This window comes from Devosia sp. (genome assembly GCF_041917035.1).
Classification (GTDB): Bacteria; Pseudomonadota; Alphaproteobacteria; order Rhizobiales; family Devosiaceae; genus Devosia_A.
The window spans coordinates 1-18479 of the sequence record NZ_JAYRYM010000054.1; the positions used below are offsets into that span (position 1 = coordinate 1).

18 protein-coding genes and 1 pseudogene are annotated in these 18479 nt (G+C 70.4%); 11 read left to right on the forward strand and 8 right to left on the reverse strand.

The window, feature by feature from the left end; all coding sequences use genetic code 11:
• From ACE3TU_RS08095 to ACE3TU_RS08105, 3 genes and pseudogenes are all read left to right on the forward strand, one after another.
• Nucleotides 1-482: pseudogene (locus tag ACE3TU_RS08095) on the forward strand (hypothetical protein); the annotation flags it as partial.
• Nucleotides 483-539: 57 nt separating this feature from the next.
• Nucleotides 540-2294, forward strand: coding sequence for a type I secretion system permease/ATPase (locus ACE3TU_RS08100; protein WP_374622534.1), 1755 nt, complete (start codon nt 540-542; stop codon nt 2292-2294).
• Entirely contained in the window at nt 2291-3598 is a 1308-nt protein-coding gene (locus ACE3TU_RS08105) for an HlyD family type I secretion periplasmic adaptor subunit (RefSeq protein WP_374622536.1), read from the forward strand. The genes ACE3TU_RS08100 and ACE3TU_RS08105 overlap by 4 nt, the downstream gene beginning before the upstream one ends.
• 15 nt (nt 3599-3613) lie before the next feature.
• Here the strand turns inward: ACE3TU_RS08105 and ACE3TU_RS08110 are convergent, their stop codons facing one another.
• Nucleotides 3614-4042: a DUF6855 family protein gene (locus tag ACE3TU_RS08110; RefSeq protein WP_374622539.1), complete on the reverse strand. Its 429-nt coding sequence runs from the start codon at nt 4040-4042 to the stop codon at nt 3614-3616.
• Nucleotides 4039-4461, reverse strand: a complete 423-nt coding sequence (locus ACE3TU_RS08115; RefSeq protein ID WP_374622541.1) for an SRPBCC family protein — start codon at nt 4459-4461, stop codon at nt 4039-4041. Before ACE3TU_RS08115 ends, ACE3TU_RS08110 begins: the two co-directional genes overlap by 4 nt.
• A 55-nt stretch (nt 4462-4516) precedes the next feature.
• Between ACE3TU_RS08115 and ACE3TU_RS08120 the strand changes: the two genes are divergently transcribed.
• From ACE3TU_RS08120 to ACE3TU_RS08135, 4 genes are all read left to right on the forward strand, one after another.
• Nucleotides 4517-5137, forward strand: coding sequence for a helix-turn-helix transcriptional regulator (locus ACE3TU_RS08120; RefSeq protein WP_374622543.1), 621 nt, complete (start codon nt 4517-4519; stop codon nt 5135-5137).
• 88 nt (nt 5138-5225) lie between these two features.
• On the forward strand, nt 5226-6818 hold the full coding sequence (locus ACE3TU_RS08125; protein ID WP_374622545.1) for a phosphotransferase: 1593 nt from the start codon (nt 5226-5228) through the stop codon (nt 6816-6818).
• Nucleotides 6815-7594, forward strand: coding sequence for a glycosyltransferase family 2 protein (locus tag ACE3TU_RS08130; RefSeq protein ID WP_374622547.1), 780 nt, complete (start codon nt 6815-6817; stop codon nt 7592-7594). Before ACE3TU_RS08125 ends, ACE3TU_RS08130 begins: the two co-directional genes overlap by 4 nt.
• Nucleotides 7591-8439, forward strand: coding sequence for a hypothetical protein (locus tag ACE3TU_RS08135; protein WP_374622550.1), 849 nt, complete (start codon nt 7591-7593; stop codon nt 8437-8439). Before ACE3TU_RS08130 ends, ACE3TU_RS08135 begins: the two co-directional genes overlap by 4 nt.
• Nucleotides 8440-8523: 84 nt before the next feature.
• Here ACE3TU_RS08135 and ACE3TU_RS08140 read toward each other — a convergent pair whose 3' ends face one another.
• From ACE3TU_RS08140 to ACE3TU_RS08160, 5 genes are all read right to left on the reverse strand, one after another.
• Nucleotides 8524-9309, reverse strand: a complete 786-nt coding sequence (locus ACE3TU_RS08140) for a 3-hydroxybutyrate dehydrogenase (RefSeq protein ID WP_374622553.1) — start codon at nt 9307-9309, stop codon at nt 8524-8526.
• 123 nt (nt 9310-9432) lie between these two features.
• The gene (locus ACE3TU_RS08145; RefSeq protein WP_374622556.1) at nt 9433-10950 is read right to left on the reverse strand and encodes a tripartite tricarboxylate transporter permease; all 1518 of its coding nucleotides are present in this window, start codon (nt 10948-10950) and stop codon (nt 9433-9435) included.
• On the reverse strand, nt 10950-11489 hold the full coding sequence (locus ACE3TU_RS08150; protein WP_374622558.1) for a tripartite tricarboxylate transporter TctB family protein: 540 nt from the start codon (nt 11487-11489) through the stop codon (nt 10950-10952). Before ACE3TU_RS08150 ends, ACE3TU_RS08145 begins: the two co-directional genes overlap by 1 nt.
• Nucleotides 11486-12436: a Bug family tripartite tricarboxylate transporter substrate binding protein gene (locus tag ACE3TU_RS08155; RefSeq protein ID WP_374622561.1), complete on the reverse strand. Its 951-nt coding sequence runs from the start codon at nt 12434-12436 to the stop codon at nt 11486-11488. The genes ACE3TU_RS08150 and ACE3TU_RS08155 overlap by 4 nt, the downstream gene beginning before the upstream one ends.
• Before the next feature lie 213 nt (nt 12437-12649).
• Nucleotides 12650-13711, reverse strand: a complete 1062-nt coding sequence (locus ACE3TU_RS08160) for an ABC transporter substrate-binding protein (protein ID WP_374622564.1) — start codon at nt 13709-13711, stop codon at nt 12650-12652.
• Between the two features lie 87 nt (nt 13712-13798).
• Here ACE3TU_RS08160 and ACE3TU_RS08165 point away from each other — a divergent pair, with 87 nt between their 5' ends.
• Both ACE3TU_RS08165 and ACE3TU_RS08170 read left to right on the forward strand, forming a co-directional pair.
• Nucleotides 13799-14473 (forward strand): response regulator transcription factor, encoded by a 675-nt coding sequence (locus ACE3TU_RS08165; RefSeq protein WP_374622567.1) that lies wholly within the window; start codon nt 13799-13801, stop codon nt 14471-14473.
• The gene (locus ACE3TU_RS08170; protein WP_374622570.1) at nt 14470-15831 is read left to right on the forward strand and encodes a sensor histidine kinase; all 1362 of its coding nucleotides are present in this window, start codon (nt 14470-14472) and stop codon (nt 15829-15831) included. The genes ACE3TU_RS08165 and ACE3TU_RS08170 overlap by 4 nt, the downstream gene beginning before the upstream one ends.
• Before the next feature lie 9 nt (nt 15832-15840).
• On the opposite strand, the gene ACE3TU_RS08175 is transcribed toward ACE3TU_RS08170, so the two are convergent.
• Entirely contained in the window at nt 15841-17079 is a 1239-nt protein-coding gene (locus ACE3TU_RS08175) for an NAD(P)/FAD-dependent oxidoreductase (protein WP_374622573.1), read from the reverse strand.
• Nucleotides 17080-17285: 206 nt separating this feature from the next.
• On the opposite strand from ACE3TU_RS08175, the gene ACE3TU_RS08180 reads away from it, so the two are divergent.
• Nucleotides 17286-17795, forward strand: coding sequence for a GAF domain-containing protein (locus ACE3TU_RS08180; RefSeq protein WP_374622575.1), 510 nt, complete (start codon nt 17286-17288; stop codon nt 17793-17795).
• On the forward strand, nt 17792-18479 hold a 688-nt coding region (locus ACE3TU_RS08185; RefSeq protein ID WP_374622578.1), incomplete at its 3' end, for an ABC transporter permease. The genes ACE3TU_RS08180 and ACE3TU_RS08185, both read left to right, overlap by 4 nt.

Here is an 18479-nt window from a genome sequence, read left to right on the forward strand (position 1 = left end):
TCCTGGGCAATTACACCTCGGACACCTTCGACTTCTCCGGCGTCACCTTCGTGGGCAGCAACATCCTGATCCACTCGGGCGACGGGGACGACGTGGTCAAGGGGTCCGCCGGGGCCGACCTGATCAACGCCGGCAAGGGCAACGACACGGTCAGCGGCGGCGCGGGACAGGACCGCTTCGTGTTCGACACGGCGCTCGACAAGTATTCCAATGTCGACCGCATCCTCGACTTCAAGGCGGTCGACGACACCATCGTGCTGGACGACGCGGTGTTCAAGAAGGTCGGGGCGCTCGGCGTCCTCTCGGCGGGGGCCTTCGTCACCGGCTCCAAGGCGCTCGATGCCAGCGACCGCATCGTCTACAACGCCGCCACCGGCGACCTGCTCTACGATGCGGACGGCAGCGGCAAGGGTGCAGCGATACAGTTTGCTAAGCTTGGCACCAATCTCGGACTCACCAACGCCGATTTCGTCATAGTCTAGGATGAACGGCCGCCGCGCCCCAAGGTGCGGCGGCCACCGCCGGACACGAGACCCCCCATGGCAGCTTTCCAGACTTCCCCCGTGCCGGGCGCGCGCAGCCCCGTCGCCGAGGCCATCGCGCGCTGCCGGGGGGCCCTCGCATCGGTCTTCGGCTTTTCCGTACTGACCAATGTGCTGATGCTCGCCGGCCCGCTGTTCATGCTGCAGGTCTACGACCGGGTGCTGGTCAGCCGCTCGCTCTCCACCCTCGCCGGCCTGATCGTGCTGCTGGTGCTGGCCTACCTGTTCCAGGGCCTGTTCGACGTCCTGCGCGGCCGCATCATGGTGCGGGCCGCCGAAGTGGTCGATGCGGAACTCTCCGGGCCGGTGCAGCGGGCGCTGCTGTCGAGCCAGGCAGGCGGCGGCCAGGCCATCCGCGAGCTCGACCAGCTGCGGGCCTTCATCGCCGGCAGCGGACCGCCGGCCCTGTTCGACCTGCCCTTCCTGCCCGTCTTCCTCGCCCTGTGCTGGCTCGTCCACCCGCTGATCGGCATGGTCGCCCTGGTCGGCGGCGGCGTGCTCCTGGCGGTGGCGGTGCTCTCCGAACTGGGCGGTCGACGCGCCGCCGAAAGCCTCGTCGAGGAGGGTGGCAGGCGCGCCGAACTGGCGGACTCGGTGCGCCGCAACGGCGAGCTGATCACGGCCATGGGCATGCAGGGCGCCTTCGCCCGCCGCCTTTCGACCATCAATGACCGCTTCCTCTCCTCGGCCCGTCGGGCCGCCGATCTCGGCAGCGGCCTCGGCGCGCTCTCGAGGATCCTGCGCATGCTGCTGCAATCGCTGGTGCTGGCGGCGGGCGCCCTGCTGGTGATCGAGGGACAGATGACCGGCGGCGCCATGGTCGCCTCGTCCATCCTCGTGGCGCGCGCCGTGGCCCCGATCGAGACGCTGATCTCCAACTGGCGCAGCCTGCTCGCCGCCCGCATCGCCTACCGGCGGCTCAACGGCACGCTGACGCAGCTCTCCGCGGCGCCCGCCGTGGCCACCCGGCTCGAGGCCCCGCGCCGCCAGCTCGCCGTGACCGACGGGACGGTGGTGGCCCCCTCGGGCCGCCAGGTGATCGTCGACCGGCTCGGCTTCACCGTCGAGGCCGGCACCGCCGTCGGCATCATCGGCCCCTCCGGGGCGGGCAAGAGCGCCCTGGGACGGGTGCTTGCCGGCGTCTGGCCCGTCGCCCGGGGTCAGGTGACCCTCGACGGGGCCGGCTACGACCAGTACGACCCGACGGCGCTCGGCCGATCGATCGGCTACATGCCGCAGACGACCGAGCTGTTCGCCGGCACCATCGCCGAGAACATCGCCCGGATGAGCCTCGACCCGGACTCCGAGGATGTCATCGCCGCCGCTCGCGCGGCCGGGGCGCACGACATGATCGTGGCGCTGCCCGCCGGCTATGACACGCGCATCGGCGGGGCCGACGGCTACACGCTCTCGGGCGGGCAGCAGCAGCGCGTGGCCTTGGCCCGCGCCCTCTACGGCGACCCGTTCCTGCTCGTCCTGGACGAACCGAACGCCAATCTCGACACGGTCGGCGAGGCCGCCCTGGTCGAGGCCATCGCCACCGCCAAGGCGCGCGGAGCGGCGATCGTGCTGATCACCCACCGCCCGTCGCTGACCCGCAGTTGCGAGAACCTGCTGCTCCTCGCCGACGGACTGCAGCGCGCCTATGGACGGCGCGACGACGTGATGCGCCGGCTCGAGGGCGGCGCGGCCCGTCCCGCCGCGGCCGGGCTCAAGGTGGTCGAACCGACCTATTCGGGAGTACCGACATGAGCGGCACGCGCGATCCGCAACGTTCCATCCGCCGGCTGAGCCTCGCCGGCGGCCTCGCCGCCCTGCTGCTGGTCGCCGGCGCCGGGGGCCTGTCGGCCGCGATCGAGTTTGCCGGAGCCGTGATCGCCGAGGGCGTGGTCGTGGTCAAGACCGACGTGATGAGCATCCAGCACGCCCGCGGCGGCATCGTCGCCGGGATCGAGGTGGCCGAGGGCGACCGGGTCGCCGCCGGCCAGCCGCTGATCCGGCTCGACGGCACGCAGTTGGCGGCATCGCTCGCCATCATCAACTTCACCCTCGACGAGATGCTGGTCCGCCAGGCGAGGCTCTCGGCCGAACGCGACGGCCTGGGGCGCTTCGATCCGCCGGCGGCGCTGGCCGAGCGGGCCGCCGCCGATCCGACCTTTGCCGCCCTGCTGGCGGCCGAGCAGCAGCTGTTTGCCTTGCGCCAGACCACCCTGAGCAGCCAGAAGCAGCAGCTCAATGAGCAGATCGCGCAACTCGAAGCGGCCATTTCCGGGCTCGACCGGCAACTGGCCGGCCGCATCACCGAGCAGAAGATCGTCGCCTCGCAGCTCGAGGCCTTCCGTGACCTGACCGAGAAGGGGCTGATGCAGGCGAGCCAGCGCAACGCGATGGAGCGCGACGGCGCCAGCCTTGCCGCCGAGATCGGGCGGATCGAGGCGGCCATCGCGGAGAACCGCGGCCGGATCAGCGAAGTCAGGATCGAGGTCCTCGCCGTCGAGCAGGTGCTGCGCAAGGACGTCGCGACCGAGCTCAACGAGCTGAGCACCCGCATCGCCGAGTACCGGGAGCGGCGCGACGCCGCCGACGACGAAATCCGCCGCCTCGCGCTCGTCGCCCCGATCGCCGGCACGGTGCACGAACTGCGCATCCATACCCCCGGCGGGGTGATCGGGGCGGGCGACACCGTGCTCGAGATCGTGCCCGACCCGGACCAGGTCGCCGTCGAGGCGCGCATTTCCCCCACCGAGATCGACATGATCGCCCCCGGTCAGACGGTGCAGCTGCGGCTCGCCGCCTTCAACCGGCGAACCGCCCCGGAACTGACCGGGACGGTGCAGCGCGTGGCCGCCGATGCCATCCGCGACGAACGCACCGGCCGCAGCTATTTCGAGGTCCGCATCGTCGTCCCGGACGACCAGCTGGCCCTGCTGGGCGAAGAGCGGCTGGTGCCGGGCATGGTCGCCGAGGCTCATTTCGCCACCGAGACACGCAGCATTGCGAGCTACCTGCTGCAGCCCTTGGCCGAGCAGCTCGGACGTGCCTTCCGCGAGCGCTGAGCGGATCGCCGATCGTCAGGCGCTGCGGTACCGCGCCCGGTTGTTCCGCGCGCCGTGCTCGAGTTCGGCCTTGCCGAGCAGCTCGAGCACCGGCGTGACGTAGTTGGCGAACCGGCCGCGATACCCCTTGCGCAACCCGTAATAGCCGCCGACCGGGTTGTCCGGCGAACGGGCCCACGCCTCGATCGTCCCCTCCTGGACCGGCTTTCCCTCGTCGGCATTGCCGAGCAGCACCCAGTCGCCGCGTTCCATCAGCATGCGCGCCAGATCGTCGATCGCCTCAAGGCGGTAGGATAGCCGGGTCGTACCGACTTCGACGACGAGGGCCGGCGGCGTGGCGTCCGGATCGCGCCAGGCGTGGTACTGGGAGGACAGCGAGGGGGTCTGCAGCTGCCAGGGATCGTCCTTGGTGCCGCTGCCATAGGTTACGATATGCGTCGTCATGATCTTGCCTCCGCCGCGGCCGCGAGCGCGTCCGCGAATTGCTGGAACGAGGGGCCGAGGTCCGGCATGGACGGCCAGATGAGGCCGAGCATCGCCCCGGTATAGACCTCGCGCAGGCTGAACTGAGTACCGGTGCCGGTCGGATCGAGCCGGAAGGTGCGCGTGCCGGTGAACAGCCCGAACGGCATGCCGCCGGTCCAGACCATCAGCCGGTTGGGCTGCATCTGCGTGACCTTCAGCGGAAACGCCCGGCCGGGCGCCACCGAGGACCAGAGCTTCAGCCGCTCCCCCGGAGCGATCCGGCCCTCGATGCGGACGATGCCGAACGCCCCGCTGCTCAGCGCAGCAGGGTCGACCAGGATCCGCCAGAGCGTCTCGGGGGGTGCCTCGATACGGCGTTCGACGTGGAATTCGTGCATGGCTTGCCTCACGGTTCGCCTTAGCCATAATCCGGCTTATACGACATCTTCTGTCATGGATGAAATGCGAGCCTCGCGCCTCCTGCAAATTCTTCTGCTGCTGCAGAACCGCGGCCGGATGACCGCCGGAGCCCTCGCTATCGAACTCGAGGTGGCGCATCGCACCGTGCTGCGCGACATGGATGCGCTCAGCGAGGCCGGCCTGCCGATCATCGCCTACCAGGGCAACCAGGGCGGCTTCGAGCTCGGCTTCAGCTATCGCACCCGGCTCACCGGCCTCGCCGCCGACGAGGCCGAGGCGCTGGCCGTGCTGCTCGCCGATCCGACCCCGCTCTTGGCCGAGCTCGGACTGGCCGACCCGGCCCGCCGAGCGGCCAGCAAGCTCAGGGAATCGCTGCCCGATCCGGTCCGCGAGAAGCTGGCGCTGGCCAACCGGCGCTTCCGCATAGCGCGCCCGCCGCCGGACAGCGTCGACCACAGGGTTGCGGCGATGGCCGCGGCGGTGCGGGAGCGGCGCAAGGTGCGCCTCGCCTCGCGGTCCGCCAACCCGCTCGAGGTTCATCCGGTCGCCCTGCAATATGGCGAGACCGGCTGGGCGGTGCTCGACGGCCGAACCCTGCGGGCGATTCCGCTTGCCGACTGGCAGGACGTGAACATCTCCCGGCTGAGCTTCTAGCGCGTCCGGCCGCTCGCCCCACCTCACTCCGCCCTTTCCATCGGCGAGATTGGCAGGCAAAGGTGAGCGCACTCTCAGCGTCGCGATCATGCTCATCATTCTGTCAGCGCAGTGGCCGGAAGCCCGGATCGAGTCCGCCTTTGGCCGGGTCCCCCTGCCCTTCCTCCCGCTGGGGGCGACGAGCTGTCTGGCCGTGCAGCGCCAGATGGCGCCGGGCGACCGCTGCGTTCTCACCATACCGCAGGCCTTCCTCGAGGCGGCCGAGGCCCGGCTGGCGCTCGACACCGCGGACATCTGCCTGCTGCCCCAGCCCGATGGTCTCTCCCGCGCCGCCATGCTCGCCGACGCGCTGCGGCGGATCGCCCCGCACGGACCGGTCCGCGTGCTCTTCGGCGATACTCTCCTGCCGACGCCGACGACCCGAAGCGCCGACTTCGTCGCGCTGACGGACGCGCCGGCGCCCGGATCGGCACTGGTGTTCGACCCCGCCGCTCCGCCGGGTGGCCGGTTCGCCGAGGCCGAGGGACCGCACCGGCTGTCGGTGTGCGGCGGCTTCGGGGCCGCCGATGGCGCCCTGCTTGCCGGTGCCATGCGCGACGGCAACCTGCGGGATGGCCTCAACGCCTATGACCGCTGCCGGCCGCTTGAGCCGTGGGTGACCAGTGGCGGCGCGACCCTCGGCACGCTCGAGGCCTATCTGGAGGCGAAGTCCCGATCCATGTACTCGCGGGCCTTCAATGCGGTGACCCGCCATGGCGACCGGATCGTCAAGCACTCGCGCAACGATGCCAAGATCGCGGCCGAGGCGCGCTGGTACGAGACGCTGCCGACGCAGTTGCAGGACACGATCCCGGCCTATCTCGGCCGCAGCGGGACCGGCGGTCGACCCGAATACGCCCTGGCCTTCCTGGGCCTGCCCACGCTCGGCGAACTCTCGGTGTTCGGCGCCGCCTCGGGCAACACCTGGCAGACCATCGTCTCGGGCTGCTGCGCGCTGCTGGAGCGCTACCAGTCGATCCGGCCGCAGCCGGGCGACGTCGCGGCCTCGCCCGCCTTCGCGTCGGCCTTCCACGCCGCCATGCACGTCGGCAAGTCCCTGGCGCGCATCGGCGCCTACCTGCGGTCGGACGAGTCCGGCGGGAACAGCTCCATCACGCTCAACGGTCGTCGTCACCCCCCCGTCGGCGAAGTGGTCGAGGAGATGATCGAAGCGATCCGGCCGACCCGCGCCGACGACGTGCGCTTCTGGCACGGCGATTTCCACTACGGCAACCTGCTCTTCGACGCCTCCTCGGACCGCGTGTTCAGCATCGATCCCCGCGGACAGCTGGAAGGGGGCGGGATGACCTCGTTCGGGGATTTCCGCTACGATGTGGCCAAGCTGGCCCATTCGGTGCTCGGCAGGTACGACAGGATCCTGATGGGCGCGGCACGACTGACGATCGACGAGGCCTCGTCCTGGCGCTTCACGACGCGGGAGCTGCCGGAGGATGCCGCCGTCGAGGCCCGGTTCCTCGATGCGTGCAGATCGCGGTTCGGTGTCGAAAGCGCGGAGCTGCTGGCGCTGACGGCGCTCCTGTTCTTCTCCATGCTGCCGCTGCACGGCGAGCGCCCGGATCTGCAGCGCATGTTCCTCGCGGCAGGCCTGCAGCTCGCCGAGCGGGCCCGGACCGAACGATGATCGTGCTCCCCATGGCCGGCGGCAGCACGCGCTTTGCCCGTGCCGGGTACGAGATCCCCAAGTTCATGCTGCCGCTGCACGGCCACTCGGTGTTCGCGCACGCGCTGGGGAGCTTCTGCCACTATTTCGATGCCGAGAGCTTCCTCTTCGTCTGCCGCGACGACCCGGGCACCGCCGCGTTCATCGGGGCGCAGGCCGCCCTGCTGGGCCTCGCGCCGGACCGCATGCGCGTCATCGCCCTGCCCCGGCCGACCGCCGGACAGGCCGAAACGGTGGCCGAAGGCCTCAGGCTGGCCGGCGTCGCCGCCGACGAGCCGCTGACCATCTTCAACATCGACACCTTCCGTCCCGGCTTCCGCTACGCCGACCTGTTCGATCGCCACGCGGTGGATGGCTATCTCGAGGTGTTCACGGGCGAGGGCGACGCCTGGTCGTTCGTGCGCGCCGCCGATGAGCGGGCGCCGACCGGTCGAGCCCTCGAGGTGGCGGAGAAACGGCGTATCTCCACCCTGTGCTCGGATGGCCTCTACCACTTTCGCACCGCGTCCCGTTTCCTGTCGCTCTACGCCGAGACGGCCTCCGAGGACCCGGCGCGGCTCGATGGCGGCGAACGCTACGTGGCCCCGCTCTACGACCTCGCCATCCGCCATGGGCAGGACATCCGCTATCAGTTGATCGCCGCCGAAGACATCCGGTTCTGCGGCACGCCGGAGCAATACCAGGCGCTCTGCGTCGCGACCCCGTTCGGACCGCTGCCCGCGGAGGCGGGCTCGTGAGCCGCCGCATCCGCCTCATCCTCACCGGGATCACCCCCAGTCCCAGCGCCCAGATCTACCGGCTCCTGCGGGCAGAGTACCCCGACAGCGAAATCGAGGCGCACGTCGTCACCTGGGCCGGGATGAACGGCAAGGAGTTCTTCGAGGTCTTCGATTTCGCCACCATCCACCAACTCGATCCGGCCCATTTCAGACCGGCGATCGACGCGGCGATCGGGCGCTTCGCGCTCAAGGCAACGGAGACCGTCCCCTTCAACACGGTGTCGATGTTCTGCTGCTGGAACGAGGCGGCATCGCTTGCCGAGCAGGGCGGCGCCGATGTGGTCATCAAGGCCCGCGTCGACACTGCCATTGTCCCGATGCAGGGCGGGCTGGCTCTGTTCGAGCCCGGCGACGCCTTGCGGATTCCCCAGGGCGGCAACTTCCGCAACGGGGTCGGCGACCACGTCTGCTACGGGCCGGCCGCGGCGGTCGCCGCCTATCTGAGGCTGTTCCGGCACCTGCCGGCCTATGCCGCCGAGGGCCATGTGCTGCACCCCGAGCGACTGCTGGCGCTGCACACCGGCCGGGTGCTCGTCGTCCCCCTCGAGCGACCGCCGCTGACCATCTTCTACCGCGACGGCATCTACAACGGGGACCTCAGGTGGGACGGCACCGCCAGCATGCCGAGCGACCTGCGCCTGTCCCTTGCCGCCGTGATCGGCATCTACCGGCGCCGCAACGTGCTGCCTGGCCGCACGCGAGGCATGGCCCTCCGCCTCGCCGCGGCCCGGTTGTTGCGAGCGCTGCCGCCGGTCCCCAGGTCCTGGGACAGCCGGCTCAGGGCGTACTTTCGGGTGAAGTAGCGAGCCCCGCACGGTGGCCGGGAACGGCCGGACCTGACGTTCAGCCGGGGAAGCCTGTCGGACGATGGGCGGCGGTGATGCGGGTCACTTGGCCGTCCAGCCGCCATCGATCGAGATCGCGCTGCCGGTGATCGAACGCGCCATGTCGCCGCTGAGGTAGATGCACAGTTCGGCGATCTCCTCGGGCTGCACGAACGCCTTGGTCGGCTGCGGTCCGAGGAAGATGGTGCGTACCACCTCGTCCTCGCTGAGGCCATGCACCCTGGCCTGATCCGCCACCTGCCGGGCAACCAGCGGGGTCCACACATAGCCGGGACAGATGGCATTGACGGTGACGCCCTTCTCGGCCACCTCGAGCGCCACGCTCTTGGTGAGGCCGACCACGGCGTGCTTGGTGGCGACATAGGCGGACTTGAACGGCGAGGCGCGCAGGCCATGCGCCGAGGCGATATTGATGATCCGCCCCCAGCCGCGCTCGACCATCCCCGGCAGCGCCGCACGGATGGCATGAAAGGCGGAATCGAGGCTCACGGCGAGGATGCGGTCCCAGTCGGCGACCGGGAAGGCCTCGACCGGCGCCACCTTCTGGATGCCGGCATTGTTGACGAGGATGTCGAGACGCCCGAGGGCGGCGATGGCGGCCGGCACCAGGGCCTGGCTCTCGACAGGGTCGGACAGGTCGGCCCGGAGATAGCGGACCCGGCCGGCAGCCCCCTCCGCAACCGAGGCCAGGAGATCGGCGACCTCCGCCTCGGCCGCAAAGCTGTGAAGCGCCACGTCGTAACCGAGCGCCGCATAGCGCCGGGCGATGGCCAGCCCGATACCGCTGGTCGATCCGGTGACCAGCACCGCGCGGTTGCCCTGTTCCACCCGCCCCTCCGTGCCCGAAGCCCGTCTGCACCGACGACATCCTGACTGTCCAGGGATCTCGGCGGTCCGGCACGGGCGAAAGCGGGCCGGACCATAGCCGTCCGGCGTACCGGACGGCAATGCTCAGTCGGTATCGGCCGCCATCTGCGACAGCACGCGTCCGCGCCCGGTGGCGCGCAGGATCATCGGCAGGACCAGCGCGACCAGCGCCAGGGCCAGCAGCGTCGCCGAAATCGGCGAGGTCAGCAGCACCATCGGGTCGCCCTGCGAGATCGCCAGCGCCCGGCGCAGCTGCTGCTCCGCCATCGGCCCCAGGATCAGCCCGACCACCACCGGGGCGATCGGGAAGTGGAACAGCCGCAGGCCGTAGCCGAGCAGTCCGAACACCAGCAGCATGCCCAGCTCGACCACCGAGGGGTTGGCGCCGATCGTGCCCAGTGTGGCGAACAACAGGATGCCGGCATAGAGCCAGGGCCGCGGGATGGTCAGCAGCCGTACCCAAAGTCCGATCATCGGCAGATTCAGCACGATCAGCATCAGGTTGGCGATCAGCAGGCTGGCGATCAGCCCCCAGACCAGCTGCGGATTGGCGGTAAAGAGCAGCGGTCCCGGCTGCAGCCCGTATTGCTGGAAGCCGGCGAGCATGATGGCCGCGGTCGCCGAAGTGGGCAGCCCCAGCGTCAGCAGCGGCACCAGCGTGCCGGCGGCGGAGGCGTTGTTGGCGGCCTCGGGCCCCGCGACGCCCTCGATGGCGCCATTGCCGAACTCCTCCTTGTGCCGGCTGAGCCGCTTCTCGACCGCGTAGGAGAAGAACGTGCCGATCTCGGCGCCGCCCGCCGGCATCGCCCCGACCGGGAAGCCGATGGCGGTGCCCCGCAGCCAGGGCTTCCACGAGCGCGACCAGTCCTTGCGGGTCATCCACAGCGATCCGCGCACCGGCTCGACGGTGTCGGGCGCACGTCGTCCGTGCGCGGCGACATAGAGGGTCTCCCCGATGGCGAACATCGCCACCGCCAGCGTCGTTACTTCGATGCCGTCGAGCAGATCAGGCACGCCGAAGGTCAGCCTGGCCTGCCCGGTCTGCAGGTCGATGCCCACCAGCCCCAGCACCAGCCCCAGGGCCAGCGCCGTCAGGCCACGCAATGCACTATCGCCGAACGCGGCGGAGACGGTGACGAAGGCCAGCACCATCAGCGCGAAGTACTCGCGCGGCCCGAAGGCGAGGGCGAACTTGACCACCCACGGCGCGAGGAAGGCCAGCGCCACCGTGGCGATCAGGCCGGCGACGAACGAGCCGATGGCGGCCGTCGCCAGTGCCGGGCCGCCCCGACCGGCCTTGGCCATCCGGTTGCCCTCGAGCGCGGTGACGATCGAGGCGCTCTCGCCGGGCGTATTGAGCAGGATCGAGGTCGTCGACCCCCCGTACATGCCGCCATAGTAGATGCCGGCGAACATTATCAGCGAACCGGCCGGATCGAGCTTGTAGGTCACCGGCAGGAGAAGGGCGACGGTGGTCGCCGGTCCGATGCCGGGCAGCACGCCGACGGCGGTGCCCAGCGTGACGCCGACCAGCGCATAGAGCAGGTTGACCGGCTGCACGGCAACCGCCAGCCCCTGGAGCAGAAGGAGGAAGGTGTCCATCACGAGGCTCCGGCAACGGTCCTGGGCGGAGAAAGCATGGCAAGCAGGTCGAGCAGCAGGCGTTCGGGCGGGCCGGCGGGCAGATTGAGCTGCAGGAGCCGCGCAAACACGTACCAGACGGCGGCCGACAGCAGCACGCCGACGAGCAGGGCCAGCGGCAGCCGCACCTTGCCCAGACCGCGCGCGGTCATGGCAAAGAGAAGACCGGTGGCCAGCGAGAATCCGACGAAGCGGATCAGCACCAGCTGGGCGAGGAGACCCCCGACGATCCAGGCGACGGGTGCGAACTCCTGCCGGTCGCGCTCGGGAAAGTCGCCGCGCCAGGCCTCGATGGCCGTCCACACGGCGAGCCCGCCCAGCCCGATGGCGATGACATAGGGTATGGTCTGCGGACCGATACGGGCGTAGGAGCCGCCCGTACCGAGCCGCGAGGCGTCCCAGGCGACGATCACGCCGAGCAGGCCGAGGCCCGCGGCGATGACCAGCGCCGCCCAGTCGGGGCGGCGCCGGGCGCTGGCGTGAGCCTGGGGCTCGCTCATTCGACCAGCCCGATGTCCTTGAGGACGGCGGTGGTGGCTTCGATTTCCTTGGCGAGTTGCGCCTTGAACTCGTCGCCGGCGAGCCAGGTGTTGATCCAGCCCTTGGTGGCGAGGGTCGCCTTCCAGCTCTCCGACTCGGCCATCTTCTGGATGTCGGCGGTGATGGCCGCGACCTGCTCGGCCGACAGCCCCGGACCGGCCCCCACCATGCGCCAGTTCATCACGGTGAGATCGACGCCGCCTTCCTTGAAGGTCGGCCCGTCGATGACCGCGATCCGCTCGGGCGCCGAAACACCGAGGACGCGCAGCGCACCCGCCTCGACCTGCGCCTGGAACTCGCCATAGCCGGAGATGCCGACCGTGGTCTGCGCCCCGAGCACCGCGGCCAACGCTTCGCCGCCACCCGAGAACGCCACGTAGTTGACCGCCCTGGGATCGACGCCGACGGTCTTGGCGAACAGCCCCGCGGTGATGTGGTCGGTGCCGCCGGCCGATCCGCCGGCCCACGACACCGCGCCGGGATCGGCCTTGAGCCTGGCCGCCAGATCGGCCAGCGTCTTGAGGTCCGACGCCGCCGGCACGACGATCACCTCGTATTCGCCGGTCAGCCGGGCGATCGGGGTCACCTGATCGAGGGTCACGGGCGACTTGTTGGTGAGGATGGCGCCCACCATCACATAGCCGCCCACGATCAGGCGGCTCGGGTCGCCATTGGCTTCCTGGGCGAACTGCGCCAGCCCGATGGTGCCGCCGGCGCCGGGGACATTGTTGACCTGCACGTTGGCCGAGATGCCCGCGCTGGTCAGCGCCTCCTGCATGGCGCGGGCGGTCTGGTCCCAGCCGCCGCCGGGACCGGCCGGCGCCATGATTGAGTAGTCGGCCGCCAGCGCGGGGGTGCCGAGCGCCAGGGCGCCGGCCAGCAGGGCGGTTGCAAACGCATGCTTCATCGTCATCATCCTCCGTGGGACCGCCGGGCACCATGGCCCGCGGACATCGTTTTCGAACAGGGGAGGTCCCGTGCAACGACGCGGCACGGACGCGCCGGGCCGACGTCTCGGATTGCGGTGGGGTCCTCCCAGACTCCTCGGCCCGACGCGGTTCCGCGCTCTCGGCCGTTCCGGCAGTAAGCCACACCAAGCTGTCGCCAAGCTGTCGCGACGCTACTGCGTGCTCAGCGCCTCGTTCCAGCGGCGGATGAGGCGGGCCCGCTTGACCTGGTCGAGATAGACCATGAGCCCCGGATTGACCGGCACCGGCCGCAGCTGCGCGCCGAGCGCCTGCTGCATCGCATTGGCGGTATTGGGGCCGGCGACCGCCTGGTTGAGCGCGGCGATCTGCAGCTGTTCCGCCATGATCGTCTGTCCGGCCTCCGACATCAGGAAGGCGAGATAGCGCCGGCCGAGTTCCGGATTGGTCGCGGCGCGCGGAACGAGCCCGATGCGGGACGTGACCACGGTGTAGTCGGCCGGCAGGATGATGCCGAGATCCGGATTGCGCGTCGCCGCCTCGGCCGCGTACGAGCCGAGGATGTTGTAGCCGAACACGAAGCGGCCGTCGGCGACGCGCTCGACGATCGCCGAGGTGGTGGAATAGAGCTTCACCCCGGCCGCCCCCATGGCCCCGACGAGGGTCCACAGGTCCGGATACTGTTCCTGGTCGCGGGAAAAGAACATGAAGCCGACGCCGCTGCGCTCGATGTCGTAGGTACCGATCCGGCCGAACACCGTGTCGGCATTGTCGACGAGGTAGCGGATCAGCTCCGCCCGGCTGCCGGGGGGCGGCGACCCGGCAAAGCTCGGTTTGTGGTAAACGAACACCGCCGGCTCGTAGGTGAGCGCATAGGCGGTGTTGCGCCAGTTTGCCCAGCGCGGCCAGCTGGCCGACAGCGGCACGACGCTCTCCTGCGCGTAGCCGTCATTGGCGAGCTTGACCTGCAGGTCCATCGACGACGAGAAGGCGAAGTCGGCCGTCCGCGCGCCGCTGTCCGTCTCGGCGACCACCCTGGCGTAGATGTCGATGGTCTGCAGGTCCTCGTAGGACACCGCAATGTCCGGATTGGCCTGCTGGAAGGCCGCGATCATCGGCCGCGCCAGCGGCTCGTCGAGCGAGGAATAGACAGTGGCGACCGGCGCGCCCGCATCGCCGCTGAGCGCGGGGAACAGCTGGGCCTCGGCGACCGCCGGGGTCGTGAGCAGGACAAGGAGCGGGATCAGGCGGACCATGGGCCATTGTGGCGCCATCCGGCGCGCGCCTCAAGACGGGATAGGCAACCGGGGCCGGTGCGGCTAGCCTCGCCAGCGGGAGGACGCATGCGCCTACTGGTGGTCGAGGATAGCCGCCCCCTCGGGGAGGGACTGGCGACGGTGCTGCGCGGAGCCGGCTACGCCGTCGACGTCGTGCATGACGGGGTCTCGGCCGACGCGGTGCTGAGCACGCAGAGCTTCGACCTCGTGGTCCTCGACCTGACGCTGCCGCAGATGGACGGGCTCGAGGTGCTGCGCCGCCTCCGGGCGCGCAAGAACCGCACGCTGGTGCTGATCCTCACCGCGCGCGGCGCCCTCGACGAACGGGTGCGCGGCCTCGACCTGGGTGCCGACGACTACATGACCAAGCCCTTCGACGTCCCCGAGCTCGAGGCCCGGGTGCGCATGCTGCTGCGCCGCCAGGCGGGATTGCGCCAGGCCGGCATCGAGATCGGCGAGGTCCGCTTCGATACCGTTTCCCGCACCCTCACCGCGCGAGGCGAGACCATCACCCTGCCGGCGCGCGAACTGGCGGTGTTCGAGACGCTGCTGCTGCGCAGCGGCTCGGTGGTGCCCAAGCAGGCGATCATCGAATCGCTGGCCGACTTCGACGAGGACCTGAGCGAGAACGCCGTCGAGACCTATGTCTCCCGCCTGCGCCGCCGGATTGCGCCCTACGGGCTCGCCATCCGCGTGGCGCGCGGCCTCGGCTACTACCTGACCGCGGGGGAAGGCGGATGAGCCGCCCCTACTCGCTGCGCCGCCGCCTGTTGTCGGGGCTGATCGGGGCCCTGCTCGTGCTGGGCGGGCTCGCCGTGCTCGACAGCTGGCGCGAGGCGCAGGACACCGCCACGACGCTCTCCGACCGGGTGCTGGCCGGCTCGGTGCTGGCCATCGCCGAGCGGGTGGTGGTCACCGACGAGGGCATCCTCGAGGTCGACGTGCCCTATGTCGCGCTCGAGATGCTGACCTCGGCCGCGCAGGACCGGGTGTTCTACCGGGTCGACGGACCGGCCGGGTTCGTCACCGGCTACCAGACCCTGCCCCAGCCGACCACACTGGGCACCGAGATCCGCTATTCCGACGACGTGTTCCGCGGCGATGCCATCCGCCTGGCGACGCTCAGCCGCGCCATTTCGACGGGCTCGAGCGCCATCGGCTTCACCGTCACCGTGGCCGAAACGACCATTGCCCGCACCCAGCTGACCCAGGCGCTGCTGGTCCGCTCCGCCGCGCGCCTCGCCGCGCTGATCCTCGTCGCCGCCCTCGTCGTGTCCCTGGCGGTCAGTCTCTCGCTGGCGCCGCTCTATCGCCTGCGGGCCGCCATCGCCGGCCGACAGGTGAGCGACCTGAGCCCGATCGAGGCCACGGTGCCCAAGGAGGTGAGGAGCCTCGTCGACACCGTCAACTCCTTCATGCTGCGGCTCTCGGCGGCCCTCGACGCGCTCCGTCACTTCACCGGCAATGCCAGCCACCAGTTGCGCACGCCGCTCACCGTGGTCCGCACGCAGATCGCGCTGGCGCAACGCGCGGCGAGCCTCGAGGAAGCGCGCGGCGCCCTGCAGGTGGCCGATCGCGAGGCCGTCCACTCCGAGCGCATCCTGGGCCAGCTGCTGATGCTGGCGCGCATCGATGCGAGCGGACCCGAGCGCCCGCTGGTCGCGGTCGATCTCGACCGGGTGGCGCGCGAGGTGACCGCCGCGTTCGTCGTGCGCGCCCATGCCGCCGACATCGATCTGGGCTACGAGGGCAACGGCCCGCTCGAGATCGGCGGCGACGAGATGCTGCTCGCCGAACTGCTCGGCAACCTGGTCGAGAACGTCATCAACTATGCCGGGCCCGGCACCGACGCGACCGTGCGGACCTATCGCGGTCCGCAGCCGGTGCTCGAGGTTGCCGACAGCGGCCGCGGCCTCGATCCGGCCCAGATCGCGGAGGCGCGCAAACGGTTCGCGCGGGGCCGCAGCGACAAGCCGGGGGCCGGGCTGGGGCTGCCCATCGTCGAGGAGATTGCCGCGCTGATGGGCGCGACCGTGGGCTTTGCCCCGACTTCGCCGACCGGGCTGACCGTGCGTGTCGTCTTCCCGACGTTCCGCTGACGAAACGATCTAGAGGAAGCGTTCGGGCGCGAATGGCCGATGGTCGACGAAGGGTGTCTCGCCCGACATCAGTTCCCCGACCAGCCGACCCGTCGCCGCGCCCAACGTCAGGCCGTGATGGGCGTGCCCGAAGGCGAACCACAGGCCGGAATGCCGCGGCGCACGCCCGATGATCGGCTTCATGTCCGGTGTGCAGGGCCGGGCGCCGCGCCAGGGTGCCGGATCGAGCCGCTCGCCGAAGCTCAGCAGCTGTCGCGCCACCGCCTCGGCGCCATCGACCTGCGTGGTATTGTCGGGAGCATCGAGGCGGGCGAACTCGGCTCCGGTGGTCAGGCGCACGCCGCGCCGCATCGGCGCCAGCAGGTAGCCGGTCTCGGCATCGAGAACGGGATGGTTGAGCTGACCATCCGGCAGGGCGCGATACTCGCGATGGTAACCGCGCTTGATGAACAGCGGGAATGCATAGCCGAGACGCCGGGTGGCCTCGGCGGCCCACGGCCCGAGGGCGAGAACGACCTCGCCGGCGCTGGCCGGGCCGGATGCCGTCGCGACCTCCCACCCCGCCCCCGAGGGACGCAGTGTCCGCGCATCCCCGACGGCGACGGTGCCGCCGAGGCTCTGGAACAGCCGGGCATAGGCCTCGACCAGCGCACCGGGATCGCGGACCGTCCACGGGTCGGTCCAGTGCAGCGCACCGGCGAGCGGCAGGCGGAGGGCCGGTTCGACCCGCGCCAGCTCGGCCCCGTCGAGCCGCGTGTGCGCGACGCCATACTCCGCGTCCCGCTCGGCATCGGCAAAGGCGGCGTCGCGCTTCGCCTCGGTCCGGTAGACCAGCATCCAGCCCTGCCGGGCGATGAGGTCCTCGGCCCCGGCGGCGGCGATCAGGTCGGCGTGCTCGCTGACCGAGTGGGCGATGAACGGGGCATACTCGGCGACGATGCGCCGGTAGCGCTCGGGCGCCGAGTGCCACCAGTACCGGGCCAGAGGCGCGGCATAGCCCGGCAGCGCCGCGAGGTCGTACCGACTGTCGAGCCCGCGTCCGGCGGCAATCCGCATCAGCTCGCCCAGCTCGCGCGGGAAGGCGCGCGGCCGCACGCCCTCGCGCTGGATGAAGCCGGCATTGCCGTACGAGGTTTCGCGGCCCGGCTCGCGCCGGTCGACGAGCAGCACGCTGCGGCCGCGCCGCTGCAGGTGAATGGCAATGCAGACGCCGACGATACCGGCGCCCAGCACGATGATGTCGGTCAAGCGGAACCTCACGAATGCCGGCGATTCGTTCGCACCGCGACGCTCCGGCACTTCAGCGTCCGTCAGTGACCTGAGATTGCATAGCCGCCACCGGCCTGTCGACACCATTGCCCGGGGGAACACGACCGCACGGCGCCCCTCCGGGGCTTGGCTTGCGCGGGGAAATGGGGGAGTGTCGGCCACCACGACGGGACAGACCAGACCGCATGACCGACCACGACGCCGACTTCCTCGCCGCGATCTCCGCCGCGACCCACCCCGAGGCCGCCTGGCGAGCCCTCGAAGACCTCGCGGCGACGGTCACCGGGCATCGCCTGTTCACCGTCATGACCGTCGACATGGAGGCCGGACTGGCGCGCCGGGCCTATTCCAGCAACCAGGCCGCCTATCCCGTGTCCGGCACCAAGCCGATCCACCCCGACCGCTGGTTCGACATCGTCCACGGCGAACGGCGCAGCTTCGTCGCCAACACGATCGAGGACATTGCCGGGGTCTTTCCGGACTACGAGCTGATCGCCTCGCTGGGCTGCGCCTCGGTGCACAATCTCCCGGTCGTCCTCGAAGACGACCTGGTGGCGACCATCAACATGCTCGATGCCGCCGGCCACTACACCCCCGAGCGGGTCGCCGCGGCCGAAGCGCGCCTGGCACTGCCCGCCCGCCTCTGCTGCGCTCTCGCCCGCTATTTCGACGCCCGCGCGGAGCGGCCGGCGTGAGCACGACGGCCGGCGACGCCGGCACCAGTTCCGAACGCCATCTCGGCCGGCAGGCCGGCCTGATCCTTCGGCGCACGATCAGCTTCGTCCTCACGCTCGCGGTGACCTTTATCGGCCTCACCGCGGTCACCTTCTTCATCAGCCGGCTGACCAATATCGATCCGGTCCTCGCCGTGGTCGGCGACAAGGCCACCCAGGCCGCCTACGACCAGGCATTCCTGGCGCTCGGCCTCGACCAGCCGCTGCCGATCCAGTACCTGATCTACCTCAAGCGCCTTGTCACCGGCGATTTCGGCATGTCCGTGCTGACCTCCCGGCCGGTGCTCACCGACCTCATGCGGGTGTTTCCGGCGACCTTCGAACTGGCCACCATCGCCACCATCATCGGCGTGCTGCTCGGCGTCCCGGCCGGCGTGTTCGCGGCGGCCCGCAAGGGCCGCTGGCCCGATCATGTGATCCGCGTCGTCGGCCTGTTCGGCTACTCGGTGCCGGTGTTCTGGCTGGGGCTCGTCGGCCTGTTCGTCTTCTACGGCAAGCTGGGCTGGGTATCGGGCACCGGCCGTCTCGACGTGTTCTTCAACGGCATCGTCACCACCCGCACGGGCGTCATCCTCATCGACGCCGCCATCGAGGGGAACTGGGAGATCTTCGGCAACGCCATCAGCCACCTGATCCTGCCGGCCA

Excerpts from the sequence above, each read along its gene's own strand:
- ACE3TU_RS08100 (WP_374622534.1), top strand. The coding sequence starts at position 540 with ATGGCAGCTTTCCAGACTTCCCCCGTGCCGGGCGCGCGCAGCCCCGTC.
- ACE3TU_RS08105 (WP_374622536.1), top strand. The coding sequence starts at position 2,291 with ATGAGCGGCACGCGCGATCCGCAACGTTCCATCCGCCGGCTGAGCCTC.
- ACE3TU_RS08110 (WP_374622539.1), bottom strand. The coding sequence starts at position 4,042 with ATGACGACGCATATCGTAACCTATGGCAGCGGCACCAAGGACGATCCC.
- ACE3TU_RS08115 (WP_374622541.1), bottom strand. The coding sequence starts at position 4,461 with ATGCACGAATTCCACGTCGAACGCCGTATCGAGGCACCCCCCGAGACG.
- ACE3TU_RS08120 (WP_374622543.1), top strand. The coding sequence starts at position 4,517 with ATGGATGAAATGCGAGCCTCGCGCCTCCTGCAAATTCTTCTGCTGCTG.
- ACE3TU_RS08125 (WP_374622545.1), top strand. The coding sequence starts at position 5,226 with ATGCTCATCATTCTGTCAGCGCAGTGGCCGGAAGCCCGGATCGAGTCC.
- ACE3TU_RS08130 (WP_374622547.1), top strand. The coding sequence starts at position 6,815 with ATGATCGTGCTCCCCATGGCCGGCGGCAGCACGCGCTTTGCCCGTGCC.
- ACE3TU_RS08145 (WP_374622556.1), bottom strand. The coding sequence starts at position 10,950 with ATGGACACCTTCCTCCTTCTGCTCCAGGGGCTGGCGGTTGCCGTGCAG.
- ACE3TU_RS08150 (WP_374622558.1), bottom strand. The coding sequence starts at position 11,489 with ATGAGCGAGCCCCAGGCTCACGCCAGCGCCCGGCGCCGCCCCGACTGG.
- ACE3TU_RS08155 (WP_374622561.1), bottom strand. The coding sequence starts at position 12,436 with ATGAAGCATGCGTTTGCAACCGCCCTGCTGGCCGGCGCCCTGGCGCTC.
- ACE3TU_RS08160 (WP_374622564.1), bottom strand. The coding sequence starts at position 13,711 with ATGGTCCGCCTGATCCCGCTCCTTGTCCTGCTCACGACCCCGGCGGTC.
- ACE3TU_RS08165 (WP_374622567.1), top strand. The coding sequence starts at position 13,799 with ATGCGCCTACTGGTGGTCGAGGATAGCCGCCCCCTCGGGGAGGGACTG.
- ACE3TU_RS08170 (WP_374622570.1), top strand. The coding sequence starts at position 14,470 with ATGAGCCGCCCCTACTCGCTGCGCCGCCGCCTGTTGTCGGGGCTGATC.
- ACE3TU_RS08180 (WP_374622575.1), top strand. The coding sequence starts at position 17,286 with ATGACCGACCACGACGCCGACTTCCTCGCCGCGATCTCCGCCGCGACC.